This window comes from Halococcus morrhuae DSM 1307, from assembly GCF_000336695.1.
Classification (GTDB): domain Archaea; phylum Halobacteriota; class Halobacteria; order Halobacteriales; family Halococcaceae; genus Halococcus; species Halococcus morrhuae.
In genome coordinates this window covers 99,429-111,904 of the sequence record NZ_AOMC01000054.1, presented here as the reverse complement: position 1 = coordinate 111,904, position 12,476 = coordinate 99,429, and the positions used below count along the sequence as shown (strand labels likewise).

The window sequence follows — 12,476 nt, the reverse complement described above, 5'->3', positions numbered from 1 at the left end:
TGGTTACGGCGGGTTCGACGAGCTGTTGAGTCGATCGCAGTCGCCGCTCTCGTAGGCCGCACGCCACATCACGATGACTGCACGAGTCACAAGCGACACTTCTTCGACGCGGATACAGGAGGGTTCGGCGGCAGCGGTCGGGGTCTTCGGTGGTGGTGAGCCGAGTGAATCGAGGCGATCCTCGCCGGACTCCGAAGAGTCCGGCGGAGGGTGAAAGTGTGCTTCGGGGGAGTGGGTGTTGGGATGGCGATCGAACCGCCAGTTCACGCCGTCGCTGTCGACGTAATGGAACGAGTAGTTGTCGAGTTCGCTCCACTGGATATCGAACCTTGCGGTGTCGGCATCGTCGAAACCATCGGCGAGTTCGATGGAGAGTTCGGTGGGGTCGATCGGGTCGTCGTAGCCGGTGTCGGTCACCGGCGGTTCCAGCTCCACCCAGAGATTGCGGATCCGTCTGAGCGCCGGAAGGGAGATCGCACCGAACTCGCCAGTCCGGTCCGACTCAGTCATGTGGTGAGCTGCTCGCTGGCCTCGTCGTAGGCGAGCGCCGCCTGGGCGACGGCGAGGTTCCGGCGGGTGGTCTTCCACGACGTGACGTCCGCCCAACCCTCGGTATCCGCGCCCGAAAGCTGGCGAGCGAGTTCCTCCGGAGAGATCGTGTCGTGGGCGTCCTCGTACTCGTGGATCGTCGTCTTCATCCGTTCGATCCCGTCGAGCAGTTCCTCGCGGTCGGCCCGCTCGCGGAGATCGTGGATCCGACTCAGCAGCACCTGGTCCTCGTCGCGCTTGTAGAGGGTCGTCCGGCCGTTCTGGTCAGTCGCTGCGAAGCCCGTGTTCACGAGCGCTTTGCAGTGACGCCGCGCAGTGGGTTCGCTCACGAGCGCGCGCTCGGCGATGGTCGCTGCCGACGCTCCCTCGCGGGTGGTCTCGACGACCTCGTACACCCGCTCGAACGGCGTCGTCTCGTCGGTCCACTGTTCGCGGACGTGCTCGTTGACGTCGTCCCACCCCTCTTGCTCGGTCATCGTGTACTCTACGACGCCAAGACACAAATGATTTTCTGAGAAAAACAGAGTTTCTCAAGTCGATCAGGCATTCTGTCAGAACAATGAATAACGAAATCCAGTTTCGTCCTGTATATTTTTTATACTCTCCTTGTGGCGGATGTTTTATATCTAACGGAATGATGAATCATAGCAATAGACAAAGAAGGCCGGACTAGGAGAAGACGAATGGAAACGATGAGGTAATCGGTACGCGTTGGTAGCTCCGAAACGTCTTTCCCTACCGGTTGCTCACCGTTGCTATGCCGACCGATTCGGGTCCCGCCTCGGGACCGAAGTTCGTTTTCGTCACAGGTGGTGTAATGAGCGGCCTCGGAAAGGGGATCACGGCCGCGAGTACGGGTCGATTGCTCGAAAACGCCGGATTCGACGTGACGGCAGTCAAGATCGACCCCTATCTCAACGTCGATGCCGGGACGATGAACCCCTACCAGCACGGCGAGGTCTACGTGCTCAAGGACGGCGGCGAGGTCGACCTCGATCTCGGCAACTACGAACGGTTCCTCGACGCGGACATGACGTTCGATCAGAACATAACCACAGGCAAGCTCTACAAGAACGTCATCGAGAAGGAGCGCGCCGGCGATTATCTCGGGAAGACGGTCCAGATCATCCCCCATATCACCGACGACATCAAGCGCCGGATCCGGGCGGCCGCGGCGGGCCACGATGTCTGTCTCATCGAGGTCGGCGGCACGGTCGGCGACATCGAGGGCGGCCCGTACTACGAGGCCATCCGGCAGTTCGCCCACGAGGAGCGCGATGAGGACGTGTTACTCACTCACGTCACCCTCGTCCCGTACTCGAAAAACGGTGAGCAGAAGACCAAACCGACCCAGCACAGCGTGAAGGAACTCCGTTCGATCGGGCTGCAGCCGGACGTCCTCGTCGGGCGCTGTGAGGACGAACTCGACGCCGACACGAAGGAGAAGATCGCGCTGTTCTGCGACGTGCCGACCGACGCGGTCTTCTCGAACCCCGACGTCGAGGACATCTACCACGTGCCGCTGGTGGTCGAAGAGGAGGGGCTCGACGAGTACGTGATGGACAGGTTAGGGCTCGCCGCCGACGCCCGGCCGAAAGCCGAACGCGCGAGCCAGTGGCGCGACATCGTGACCCGCGAGCAGTCCGGGACCGTCACCGTCGCACTCGTCGGCAAATACGCGCTTGAAGACGCCTACCTCTCGATCCACGAAGCGCTCAAACACGCGGGGCTCGAACACAGTACCGATGTCGAGGTGCTCTGGGTCGACGCCGAGGAGATGGCGAACACTCACGAACAGCGCCTTCGCGAGGCCGACGGCATCGTCGTGCCGGGCGGGTTCGGCACTCGCGGCACGACCGAGAAGATCGCCGCCGCGCGCTACGCCCGCGAGAACGACGTCCCCTTCCTCGGGCTCTGTCTCGGCTTCCAGATGGCCGTCATCGAGTACGCCAGAAACGTCTGCGGGCTCGACGACGCACATTCGACGGAGATGGAGGCCGAGACGCCCCACCCGGTCATCGGCCTGTTGCCCGAACAGTACGACGTCGAGGATCTCGGCGGGACGATGCGACTCGGCGCGCACGAAACCGACATCCAGGACGGAACGCTCGCAGCCGATCTCTACGGCAAGCACTGTACCGAACGCCACCGCCACCGCTACGAGGTCAACCCCGAATACATCGAGGAGCTGGAGTCGGCCGGCCTCCAGTTTTCGGGCCGGGCGAACAACCGGATGGAGATCCTCGAACTGCCGGACCATCCGTTCTTCTTCGGCACGCAGTTCCATCCCGAGTTCCGCTCGCGACCCCAGCGAGCGAGCCCACCCTTCGTGGGCTTTCTCGACGCCGCGATCGACGAGCGCGAGCGGCCGGTCAGCGAGGTGGAAGCCTGATGGTCGAAGTAGAGCAGTTCATCGACGAGGCGATCGACGAGATCGACGAGCAGGTCGGCGATGCGGACGCCATCATCGCCCTCTCGGGCGGCGTCGACTCCTCGGTGGCGGCCGCGCTCGCCTACGAGGCGCTCGGCGATCAGCTGACCCCGGTCTACGTCGACACCGGACTGATGCGTAAAGGCGAGACCGAACAGGTCGAGGAGACCTTCTCGTACATGGAGGGACTCCGGATCGTCGACGCCCACGAGCGGTTCCTCGACGAGCTCTCGGGAGTGACGGACCCCGAGGAGAAACGCGCGATCGTCGGCGAGCGGTTCATCCGCGAGTTCGAGCGCGAGGCGCGCGAGGCCGACGCGGAGTATCTCGTACAGGGCACGATCTACCCCGACCGCATCGAGAGCGAGGGTGGAATCAAATCCCATCACAACGTCGGCGGACTGCCCGAGGTCGTCGACTTCTCGGGTATCGTCGAGCCCGTGCGCGAACTCTACAAGGACGAGGTCCGCGAGGTCGCCCGCGCGCTCGACCTCGACGCGCTGGTCGCCGAGCGGATGCCGTTCCCCGGTCCGGGGCTCGCGGTCAGAGTGCTCGGCGAAGTCACCGAGGAGAAGCTGCAGGTGGCACGCGAGGCGACGCACATCGTCGAGGAGGAGTTGGAGGAGTACGATCCGTGGCAGGCGCTCGCGGCGGTCATCGGCAAGGCCACGGGCGTGAAAGGTGACAACCGCGTCCACGGCTGGGTCGTCTCGGTCCGTGCGGTCGAGTCGCGCGACGGGATGACCGCCCGCGCCCAGGAACTCGATTGGGCGACGCTCCAGCGCCTCCAGAGCCGGATCACCGGCTCGCTGGAGAACGTCTCCCGGGTCGTCTACGACGTCACGCACAAACCACCCGCGACGATCGAATACGAATGAGCACGGCCGTTTTCGTCGGCCCTGATCCCGAAGGACTCGGCGACGCGCTCGAAGCGGAGGGGTTCGACGTGACACGCATCGACGGTATCGCCGACGGGTCAGCGCTCGAAGACGCCGGCATCGACGCGGCCGAACTGTACGTGCTCACCGATGTCGGCCAGGCGACCTCGATCCCGGTCGCCGTCGACCGCGCCGGCGAGCTCCACGTCGTCGTCTACACGCGCGAGTCGTTACCCGAGTTCGCCAAGGGCCAGGCCGACCTGCTGCTCGATCCCGCACTCTTCGATCCCGAAACGGTCGCCGAGGAGCTCACCGGAACGACGCGATGACGTCCGCGGCGCTCTCGTTCCCGTCGACACAGCGCTCGTTGTAGGTCTCCATGAACTCGCGGGCGATGTCGATCGCGCTGTCGCGACCATCGATCCCCTCGCGAACCGGTTCGGTCATCTCGCGGTCCTCGTCGACGACGTTGAGCCGCCAGACGTCCTGGTCCGTGTCGGCGGTGTTCGTCGCCGGCTGGATGTGAACCTCGATTCCGTCACGCTCGTAGCGGATCGGCTGCTGTGGATTGTACTGGCCGGCCTGTGCGTCGGTGTCGGGTTGCTCCCAGCCATCAGGGAGTTCGTTGCCGTCAGTCATGCGAGACCGTAGCACCTGGATCGTTGACATCCTCCCCGCCCTGAAGGGCGAGGATTCCCTGCCGCAGTTGGGATATTAAGGTTCGTGGGTCGCCTGTTCTGACGGGAGGAAGCTTCCTCGGGTTTTGTCGAACAAACGAACCACAGGCTGTGCCAACCAGCCGTTACTCCTATCTTCATCGACTGAAGACTCGGAGGTACTTTTCTGCCTGATGTTCTCCGCACCGTTCGTGTCGGCGTTCGCCACGGTTCCGCATTCGTCGCAGACGTACAAACCACGCTCAACGCGCTGGCTGTCCGCTTTCGTCCCACAGACCGAGCAGGTCTTCGACGTGTCCCGTTCAGACACCGTTTCGACGGCGATGCCCTGCATCTCTGCTTTGTATTCGAGCATCGTCGTGAAGCGGTCGAACGCCCACCCGTGCAGATCGAGGTTGCCGTGTTTACCCCAATTCTTCGGGTTGCCGTTCTCGTCGTCCCGGATTCCACCGAGATCGCCGACGAATATCGTTCCGACACCGCGTTCGGCGCACTGTTCCACGATCTCTTTCGAGAGCGTATGGAAGAAGTGCGTGCGGCGGTCGGTGTGTTTCTGGTCAAGACGCCGTGCCTCTCGTGAGGCCGAATCGTCCGTTTCGGCGCGTTTCTTGCCGAAGTAGTATTCGTCCTCTTTGAGTGAGCCACCGGGGTAGAGCAACGATTCATCCCCGAATGAGACGGCGGCGACGTTGCAGATTCCGAGATCCACGCCCGCCGTGCGGTCGCCGGGGGGTTCGGCCACTTCCACTTCGACACGACAGACGATGTGTAGTCGCCACACACCGTGTTCGTAGACGGCGCGGACCTGTTGGACGTTCTCGACGGTCGTCCCCTCCGGGCCGATAACGTCGTACTCGCAGAGCACGAAGTCAGAGCGGTGCGCTTTGAGGTTGCGCCCCTTCGAGAGCCGAATCCGCTGGTTCTTCGCATCGTGCTTGAAACCAGCCTGTTTGAACGTGACCGTCGAACGGGGGTGTTCGTCACCGTTCTTGCGGTAGCCGGGCGGGTTCGCTTTCTCGTTCCCAGAGTTTCGGTGGCCAAACCATCCAGAGAACGCTTCACCGAGTTCGGCAAGAACTCGCTGANTTGCGGTAGCCGGGCGGGTTCGCTTTCTCGTTCCCAGAGTTTCGGTGGCCAAACCATCCAGAGAACGCTTCACCGAGTTCGGCAAGAACTCGCTGACTGGATTGTGAGTGCAAATCCACGTAGCGTTCACTACCTTTGAGGTAGGCCTGAAGGTCGAAACCACTGGGAATCTGGCCGCAAGCGTCCCAGACACGTTGGGCGGTCCATCGCCCGACGTTCCAGAGCTTGCTGGCGGCGAAACCAAGCGAATCGAGGTCNATCTGGCCGCAAGCGTCCCAGACACGTTGGGCGGTCCATCGCCCGACGTTCCAGAGCTTGCTGGCGGCGAAACCAAGCGAATCGAGGTCATCACGCACCTGCGAGTGGTTGCAGATGCGTGCGCGGTAGGTCCGTGTGACCTCGGAAATCGCCATACGTAACCATGTATGGCCGGGTAGTTGACCCTTCCGATCGTTGAATATCCAGTTGGGCCATGCCGTGTAGCCGGCAGGCGAACAGTACCGAGACAGAGCTTACGGCGCGTATCCCCGCCCTAAAGGGCGAGCCTTTGCGCCTGTCTTTCACGTAAACTTCCTCAGTTGGCGGCGAGGTCGGCGAGGCGCTCGTCGCCACCTCGGCAGAAGGGCACGCCGTGGCCCATGCCGAGCGCATCGAATGCCGGCGCGCGCTCGACGAGCGATCGGATGCTCGTGGCGACTGCGATGGTATCGTAGCTCACGAGCCACGAAGAGGGCGCGAGCGCACCGCGATCCTCGAAGACGAGATCGCCGAGAAAGCCCGCTGAGCGCTCCTCGCTCACGAACGCGGTGTGGCCAGGCGTGTGTCCCGGCGTGTGATAGGCCGTGAACGAGCCCACCTGCTCGCCGTCGGCGATCGGTTCGATCGGGCAATCGGGCGTGCGCACGAACGGTCCCGAAACGCGCTGGAGCAGCCCCTTGTGGTTCGAGAACGGTGGTTTCCGCTCGCCGGTGAGGACGGCAGCGTCGGCCGCGCCGGCACGGATCGTCGCATCGAGATCCGGAAGCCGCGCGAGCGCGCCGGCGTGGTCGAAATCGTAGTGCGTGAGCAGGACGCGCTCGACGTCCCCGACCGTGTGGCCGGCGTCCGCGATGCCGGCTTCGATGGCGTGGGCGTCGAACGGCGTGCCGGCATCGACGAGCGTGAGTACGTCGTCTTCGACGAGATAGGCGTTCACGCCGGTCAGTTCGAACCAGTGGATGCCCTCGGCGAGCTCGGTTGCCATGTGACGACGAGGAGCGCGACGGAGGAAAGCATCAGGGGTGATCGGAGGAAAAGAGGGAGGGAGAGGGGAGGAAACTCAGAACGGCAGTCGTGCGCGGAGGAAACTCGACGCGGTGCGCGAGATGGATGGTCGCCGGATGGCGCGCAGCTCCTCGTCGGTGAGTTCGAAGTCGAACACCTGGAGGTTGGCTTCGAGATGCGCGGGACTGGTCGATTTCGGGATCGTCGAGACGTTGTCCTGTTGGACCAGCCAGCGGAGCGCGACCTGTGCGGGCGTCTTGTCGTAGCGCGTGCCGATCTCCGCGAGGAGGTCGTCGTTCACCGCGCCGCCGTGAGCCAGCGGGCTGTAAGCCGTCAGCATGAGATCGTTGATCTGGCAGTAATCGACCAGCGTCGACTGATCCCAGAAGGGGTGGTACTGCACCTGGTCGGTGAGGATCGACGCGTCAGCGTGCTCGCGGGCGGCGTGGAGGCGCGAGAGACCGAAGTTCGAGACGCCGATATGGTCGACAAGCCCGTCGTCGACGAGTTCGTCCATCGCGCCGATCGTCTCTTCGAGCGGTGTGCCGGTGTTCGGCTGGTGAATGAGCAGCAGATCCACGTAGTCGGTTTCGAGCTTCCGGAGGCTCGCACGGGTCGACTCTACGACGGAGTCGTGATCGCGGTTCGACGAGCCGAGCTTCGTCGTCAGGAACAGCTCGTCGCGATCGACGCCGGATTCGGCGATGGCCGCGCCGACCTGGCGCTCGTTGCCGTAGGCCTGGGCGGTGTCGACGTGGCGATAGCCCAGTTCGAGCGCCGTTGCCACGGCACGCCGGCAGGTCGCCCCCTCCATTCGCCACGTACCGATCCCGAGCGCCGGGATCTCCGTGTCCTGAACGGTAACGTACTCCATGTGGAGCGGTGCATCGGCAGGCGGTTAACCTCCCGGCCTCCGGCAGCGCCGAAAGGGATAGGGCTCTCGCGCCCGCCGAACGACCGTGCTCGACAGCTATCCCGATCTCGACCCCGAGGCGGGCGAGGTGCTGACCGAGGAACTCCACGCGAGCGATGACGTGCTCGTGAAGGCGTTCGCGCTCGGTCCCGACGCGGAGATCGAACCGCACGAACACGAGGGCGCGACCAACGTCTTCCACGTCCTGAAGGGCAGCGTCGTCGTGACCCGCGACGACGAGGAAGCAACCGTCACCGCACCGGGCATCGTCGCGAACGAGCGCGGCGCGGTCCACGGCGCGCGCAACGAGGGCGAAGAGCAGGCGATGCTCACCGCAAGCCTCTGTCCGCTGCCGTCGTAGCTACTCGTCCGCGTCGTCTTCGTCCGTCTCGTTCGCCGCGTCAGCATCGCCATCGGCCTCGTCGTTCGTCGTTCGTCCGGCGAGCCCGGCGAGATGGGCCGCCTCCTCGGTGATGATCCCCGCGCCGAGACGGGCGGCGTTCTCGCTACCGGGCAGGCAGAAGACGGGGACGCCGTCGACGACGCCGCCGGTAGCACGGGTGGCGACGACGCGCGTGCCGATCTCGTCACGCGAGCGCGCGCGGAACAGTTCGCCGAAGCCCGGGAGTTCCTTCGAGAACAACGGCTGGACCGCCTCGATCGTCACGTCGTCAGGCGTCACGCCCGTGCCGCCGGTGGTGACGATACAGTCGACGTCCTCGCGACCGGCAAGCGCGTCGACGGTCCCCTGGACCGTGTCGTACTCGTCGGGGACGAGTTCGCGCGTCGGCACCTTGTCGTCCTCCTCGACGGCCGCTGCGAGCGTGTCGCCCGCCGGATCGTCGTCGAGCGTCCGCGAGGTCGAGATCGTGACGACGGCGATCCCGACCGGTCCGAACTCGTGTTCGTGGGCGTGGACCGCCTCGTCTCCGTGGTCGTGGTGATCGTGATGGTCATGCCCGTCCGAACCGTCCTCGTCGTGTGAATCGGCCATGCGAGAGGCCGGAGCGCCCGGGACAAAACTCCCCATGCTTTTGGTCGTGCCGACCCTCGAATCGGACATGTACCACGGCACGCCGGGCCGACGGGGCGGGCCGCGATGAGCGACGACGGCTACGTCCACGACCCGGAGGCGTTCGACGACGACCGCCCGCGCAGCGAGTACGACGAGGCGCGCGCCCGCGCCGCCGACCAGGAGTTCGACTGGCGCGGCTGGGTGCTCGTCGGCATCATCGTCGTCGCCTTCCTGGTCGTTCCGGGAACGATCCTCGCGCTCCCGCACGCCGGCGGGCTGCTCGCCGCGGTCGGGCTGACGTGGCGCGACACCTTCCTCGTGCTCCCGCTCGCGCCCGCGGTCGCGCTCGGCGTCGCTGCGATCTGGGCGACCGCACGCGCCTGATCGACCACACGGAACGCCGATCGAGGACGTTGCCGTGCGGTTGGCGCGCGGGAGCGCCCGGAGGGCGCGGCTCGCGCGAGGGGCGACTGAGCGACCGAAGGGAGCGAGGGAGTCGGTTGGGGAGGCGTGTGGCTTGCGGTTCTCATTTGCGTCAGGATCGAGGCTGTTCGAGAGCCAGTAACAGCTATCCGGACATCCGCCGGGAGCAACACCGAAAATCGACGCACTGGCGCGACGACCGGTTCGTCATTCCACCGGGACTTCGACGAGGGACATCTCGTCGCCCGGAACGACGGTTTCGAGCGTCTCGCCCAGCTCGTCCCAGCTCTCCGGACGGTACGCGTCGATGCCGAAGCTCTCCGCGAAGGTGACGAAATCGGGGTTCGTGAGAGCGGTCCCGGTATGCTCGCCGCGGTGATCCTCCTGCTTTGCCGAGATGAGACCGTAATCGTCGTCGGTGAACAGCAAGATTGTGAACCCACAGCCCAGTCGAGTGGCGGTCTCGATCTCGGCGGCGTTCATCAGGAAGCCACCGTCGCCGGTGGCGGCCACCACATTGGAATCGACGGCGAGGTCGGCGGCCACCGCGCCCGGGACGGCGATCCCCATTGTCGCCAAGCCATTGGAGATGATGCAGGTGTTCGGCTCGTCGGTCGGGAAGTTCTGGGCGATCGCCATCTTGTGGTTGCCCGTGTCCGAGACGAGGACGTCCTCGTCAGCCATCGCATCCCGAAGGAGGGGGAGCGTGCGGCGAATCGAGAATCCCTCGTCGGGGTCGGGGTGGCGCGTCACGTCCGCGACGATCGACTCGCGGAGGTCGGCGTACCAGTCGGTGTCGGTCTCGATCGTCGTGTCGGTTCGCTGGATCGCGCGCAGCCCCGCCGAAACGTCCGCGACGACCTCGACCTGCGGGTTGTAGTGGGCGTAGACCTCCGCCGGCTCGAAATCGAGATGGATGATGCGCTTTTCCTGGTGTGGGTTCCAGTTCTCGGGGTCGTGCTCGGCGATGTCGTAGCCGACGGCGAGGACGACGTCCGCCCGGTCGATTGCGCTCGCGGCCTGACCGTCCGCACCGGAATCGAGCGTCAACAGTGAATGATCGTCGGCGTCCGAGACTGCGCCCTTGCCCATGTAAGTGGCCACGACGGGGATATCGGTCTCGGCGACGAACGAGCGCAGGCGTTCCGACGATCGAGTGCGGATGCCGCCGTTGCCCGCCAGCACGATGGGGCGGTCGGCGTCGGCGAGCAGCGCCGCGGCGCGCTCGATCGCCTTCCCGTCGGGGCTCGGTCGGCGCACCCGATTGCGCGGCGGCAGCGGCCGGTGATCCGTGTCGGTGGCCGCGACGTCCTCGGGGAATTCGAGATGGGTCGCACCGGGTTTCTCGTGTTCGGCGAGTTTGAATGCCTTGCGCACCGATTCGTTGACGATCTCCGGATCGGAGATCCGCGTGTTCCACTTCGTGATCGGCGCGAACAGGTTGACGACGTCGAGGTTCTGGTGGCTCTCCTTGTGGAGGCGTTCGAGACCGCCCTGACCGGTGATGGCGACGACCGGGCTCTTGTCGAGATGGGCGTCGGCGACACCGGTCAGGAGGTTCGTCGCACCCGGTCCCAGAGTGCTGAGACAGACGCCGGCATCGCCCGTGAGCCGGCCGTGGACGTCGGCCATGAAGGCCGCGCCCTGTTCGTGGCGGACGGGGACGAACTCGATCGTCGAATCGCGCAGCGAGAAGAGGATCTCCTCCAGCTCCTCGCCCGGCAGGCCGAAGACGTACTCGACGCCCTCGACTTCGAGACTCTCGACGAGCAGGTCGGCAGCGTTCATGCCGGCGGGACGCACCCGCCGCACATCATTCCACCGGCGCTCGCGTGGTCGGTGGCCGGGGAAAGCTTTTGCGCCCATCGGTGATAGAACAAGCATGACGACCACCGAGGAGCTGGCCGACTTCGTCGACGACGTCGCCTACGACGAGTTCTCCGACGACGTACGCGAAGAGCTCAAAAAGCGTGTGCTCGACTCCGTGGGAATCGCGGTCGGCGCGCTCGGGGCCGACGCGACCGAGAGCGTCCGCGAGACGGTCGAAGAGACCGCCGGCGGCGATGCGGCCCGCCTCTGGGGGACTGACGGGCGCGCCAGCCCGACCGGTGCGGCGACGTACAACACCAGCCTCACGCGCTATCTCGACTTCATGGACTCGTTTCTCGCACCGGGCGAGACGCCACATCCGAGCGACAACATCGGGAGCCTGATCGCCTGCGGCGAACACGCCGACGCCTCTGGTACTCAGCTCATCGAGGCCGTGGGAACGAGCTACGAGATACAGGGCGAGCTCGCCTGGAACGCACCCGTGCGCGATCGTGGCTACGATCACGTGACCCACACAGTGATCTCGGCGGCCGCCGGCACAGGAAAAATCCTCGGACTCGATCACGAGCAGCTCCGCAACGCGGTCGGCATCGCCGGCACCGCGCACAACGCGCTGCGAGTTACCCGGACAGGCGGAATCAACGAGTGGAAGGGGATCGCAAGTGCGAACGCCGCCCGGAACGCCGTCTATTCGGCGCTGCTCGCACGAAACGGGATGGAAGGGCCCGTCAATCTCTTCGAGGGGCAAAAGGGCTGGAAACAGATTATTTCGGGCGAATTCGAGGTCGATCTCGACTCGTCCTGCGAGCGCGTGTTCGACACGATGACCAAACGCTACGTCGCCGAGACCTACGCCCAGTCGGCGGTCGAGGGCGTCATCGAACTCGCCGAGGAGGCCGACATCGACCCCGAACAGGTCAACTCCATCCATCTCGACACCTTCCACGGCGCGAAGCTCATCATCGGCGGTGGCGAGGGGAGCAGATACGAGGTCGAAACGAAGGCCCAGGCCGACCACTCCCTCCCATACATGCTCGCGGCCGCGCTCATCGACCGCGAGATGACCAACGACGCCTACGACGAGGAGCGCATCCAGCAAGACGACGTGCAGGAGCTGCTCAGAACTGTGGAGGTCGAGGAGGACGAGGAACTCACCGAACGGTTCGAGAACGGCGAGATGCCCGCGGTCATCGACATCGCGCTCGCCGACGACTCGACGCGCCACATCGAGAAGGACGCGTTCAACGGCCATCCGACGAACCCGATGACGTGGGAGCAAGTCGAAGAGAAGTTCGTCACGATGACCGAGGAGCGATACGACGAGGATCACAGACGGGAGATCATCGACACCGTCGAGAATCTGGAGGAACACGACGTGGCCGACCTCACCGAGTTGCTCGACTGAACAGTC

The 12,476-nt window shown here is 64.8% G+C and carries 13 protein-coding genes and 1 pseudogene; 6 read left to right on the top strand and 8 right to left on the bottom strand.

Annotated features, from left to right (window positions below):
- Window positions 1-3 precede the first annotated feature (3 nt).
- Both C448_RS03810 and C448_RS03805 read right to left on the bottom strand, forming a co-directional pair.
- Window positions 4-510 (bottom strand): hypothetical protein, encoded by a 507-nt coding sequence (locus C448_RS03810; RefSeq protein WP_004051989.1) that lies wholly within the window; start codon window positions 508-510, stop codon window positions 4-6.
- Window positions 507-1,025 (bottom strand): winged helix-turn-helix domain-containing protein, encoded by a 519-nt coding sequence (locus tag C448_RS03805; protein ID WP_004051988.1) that lies wholly within the window; start codon window positions 1,023-1,025, stop codon window positions 507-509. Before C448_RS03805 ends, C448_RS03810 begins: the two co-directional genes overlap by 4 nt.
- Window positions 1,026-1,306: 281 nt before the next feature.
- On the opposite strand from C448_RS03805, the gene C448_RS03800 reads away from it, so the two are divergent.
- The 3 genes from C448_RS03800 to C448_RS03790 are packed head-to-tail and all read left to right on the top strand — an operon-like array spanning window position 1,307 to window position 4,187.
- Window positions 1,307-2,941 (top strand): CTP synthase, encoded by a 1,635-nt coding sequence (locus C448_RS03800; RefSeq protein WP_004051987.1) that lies wholly within the window; start codon window positions 1,307-1,309, stop codon window positions 2,939-2,941.
- The gene (gene guaA, locus C448_RS03795) at window positions 2,941-3,858 is read left to right on the top strand and encodes a glutamine-hydrolyzing GMP synthase (protein ID WP_004051986.1); all 918 of its coding nucleotides are present in this window, start codon (window positions 2,941-2,943) and stop codon (window positions 3,856-3,858) included. The genes C448_RS03800 and guaA overlap by 1 nt, the downstream gene beginning before the upstream one ends.
- Window positions 3,855-4,187 (top strand): DUF7126 family protein, encoded by a 333-nt coding sequence (locus tag C448_RS03790; RefSeq protein WP_004051985.1) that lies wholly within the window; start codon window positions 3,855-3,857, stop codon window positions 4,185-4,187. Before guaA ends, C448_RS03790 begins: the two co-directional genes overlap by 4 nt.
- Here C448_RS03790 and C448_RS03785 read toward each other — a convergent pair.
- From C448_RS03785 to C448_RS03770, 4 genes and pseudogenes are all read right to left on the bottom strand, one after another.
- Window positions 4,168-4,497, bottom strand: a complete 330-nt coding sequence (locus C448_RS03785; protein WP_004051984.1) for a hypothetical protein — start codon at window positions 4,495-4,497, stop codon at window positions 4,168-4,170. The genes C448_RS03790 and C448_RS03785 overlap by 20 nt on opposite strands.
- A gap of 75 nt (window positions 4,498-4,572) precedes the next feature.
- A pseudogene (locus C448_RS03780) lies at window positions 4,573-6,034 on the bottom strand (RNA-guided endonuclease InsQ/TnpB family protein).
- 161 nt (window positions 6,035-6,195) lie between these two features.
- Window positions 6,196-6,864: an MBL fold metallo-hydrolase gene (locus C448_RS03775; RefSeq protein WP_004051982.1), complete on the bottom strand. Its 669-nt coding sequence runs from the start codon at window positions 6,862-6,864 to the stop codon at window positions 6,196-6,198.
- Between the two features lie 75 nt (window positions 6,865-6,939).
- The gene (locus tag C448_RS03770; protein WP_004051981.1) at window positions 6,940-7,758 is read right to left on the bottom strand and encodes an aldo/keto reductase; all 819 of its coding nucleotides are present in this window, start codon (window positions 7,756-7,758) and stop codon (window positions 6,940-6,942) included.
- 85 nt (window positions 7,759-7,843) lie between these two features.
- Between C448_RS03770 and C448_RS03765 the strand changes: the two genes are divergently transcribed.
- Window positions 7,844-8,158: a cupin domain-containing protein gene (locus C448_RS03765; RefSeq protein ID WP_004051980.1), complete on the top strand. Its 315-nt coding sequence runs from the start codon at window positions 7,844-7,846 to the stop codon at window positions 8,156-8,158.
- On the opposite strand, the gene C448_RS03760 is transcribed toward C448_RS03765, so the two are convergent.
- The gene (locus C448_RS03760; protein ID WP_004051979.1) at window positions 8,159-8,791 is read right to left on the bottom strand and encodes a MogA/MoaB family molybdenum cofactor biosynthesis protein; all 633 of its coding nucleotides are present in this window, start codon (window positions 8,789-8,791) and stop codon (window positions 8,159-8,161) included.
- Window positions 8,792-8,896: 105 nt separating this feature from the next.
- Here C448_RS03760 and C448_RS03755 point away from each other — a divergent pair, with 105 nt between their 5' ends.
- Window positions 8,897-9,196: a hypothetical protein gene (locus tag C448_RS03755; protein ID WP_004051978.1), complete on the top strand. Its 300-nt coding sequence runs from the start codon at window positions 8,897-8,899 to the stop codon at window positions 9,194-9,196.
- Between the two features lie 246 nt (window positions 9,197-9,442).
- Here the strand turns inward: C448_RS03755 and C448_RS03750 are convergent, their stop codons facing one another.
- Complete coding sequence (locus C448_RS03750) at window positions 9,443-11,023, bottom strand: acetolactate synthase large subunit (RefSeq protein WP_049916033.1); 1,581 nt, start codon at window positions 11,021-11,023, stop codon at window positions 9,443-9,445.
- A gap of 94 nt (window positions 11,024-11,117) precedes the next feature.
- On the opposite strand from C448_RS03750, the gene C448_RS03745 reads away from it, so the two are divergent.
- Window positions 11,118-12,470, top strand: coding sequence for an MmgE/PrpD family protein (locus tag C448_RS03745; RefSeq protein ID WP_004051976.1), 1,353 nt, complete (start codon window positions 11,118-11,120; stop codon window positions 12,468-12,470).
- Window positions 12,471-12,476 lie beyond the last annotated feature (6 nt).

What these genes read in the sequence shown, in the direction of transcription:
- C448_RS03810 (WP_004051989.1), bottom strand. Translation starts at nt 510, where the DNA reads ATGACTGAGTCGGACCGGACTGGCGAGTTCGGTGCGATCTCCCTTCCG.
- C448_RS03805 (WP_004051988.1), bottom strand. Translation starts at nt 1,025, where the DNA reads ATGACCGAGCAAGAGGGGTGGGACGACGTCAACGAGCACGTCCGCGAA.
- C448_RS03800 (WP_004051987.1), top strand. Translation starts at nt 1,307, where the DNA reads ATGCCGACCGATTCGGGTCCCGCCTCGGGACCGAAGTTCGTTTTCGTC.
- guaA (WP_004051986.1), top strand. Translation starts at nt 2,941, where the DNA reads ATGGTCGAAGTAGAGCAGTTCATCGACGAGGCGATCGACGAGATCGAC.
- C448_RS03790 (WP_004051985.1), top strand. Translation starts at nt 3,855, where the DNA reads ATGAGCACGGCCGTTTTCGTCGGCCCTGATCCCGAAGGACTCGGCGAC.
- C448_RS03785 (WP_004051984.1), bottom strand. Translation starts at nt 4,497, where the DNA reads ATGACTGACGGCAACGAACTCCCTGATGGCTGGGAGCAACCCGACACC.
- C448_RS03775 (WP_004051982.1), bottom strand. Translation starts at nt 6,864, where the DNA reads ATGGCAACCGAGCTCGCCGAGGGCATCCACTGGTTCGAACTGACCGGC.
- C448_RS03770 (WP_004051981.1), bottom strand. Translation starts at nt 7,758, where the DNA reads ATGGAGTACGTTACCGTTCAGGACACGGAGATCCCGGCGCTCGGGATC.
- C448_RS03760 (WP_004051979.1), bottom strand. Translation starts at nt 8,791, where the DNA reads ATGGCCGATTCACACGACGAGGACGGTTCGGACGGGCATGACCATCAC.
- C448_RS03755 (WP_004051978.1), top strand. Translation starts at nt 8,897, where the DNA reads ATGAGCGACGACGGCTACGTCCACGACCCGGAGGCGTTCGACGACGAC.
- C448_RS03750 (WP_049916033.1), bottom strand. Translation starts at nt 11,023, where the DNA reads ATGAACGCTGCCGACCTGCTCGTCGAGAGTCTCGAAGTCGAGGGCGTC.
- C448_RS03745 (WP_004051976.1), top strand. Translation starts at nt 11,118, where the DNA reads ATGACGACCACCGAGGAGCTGGCCGACTTCGTCGACGACGTCGCCTAC.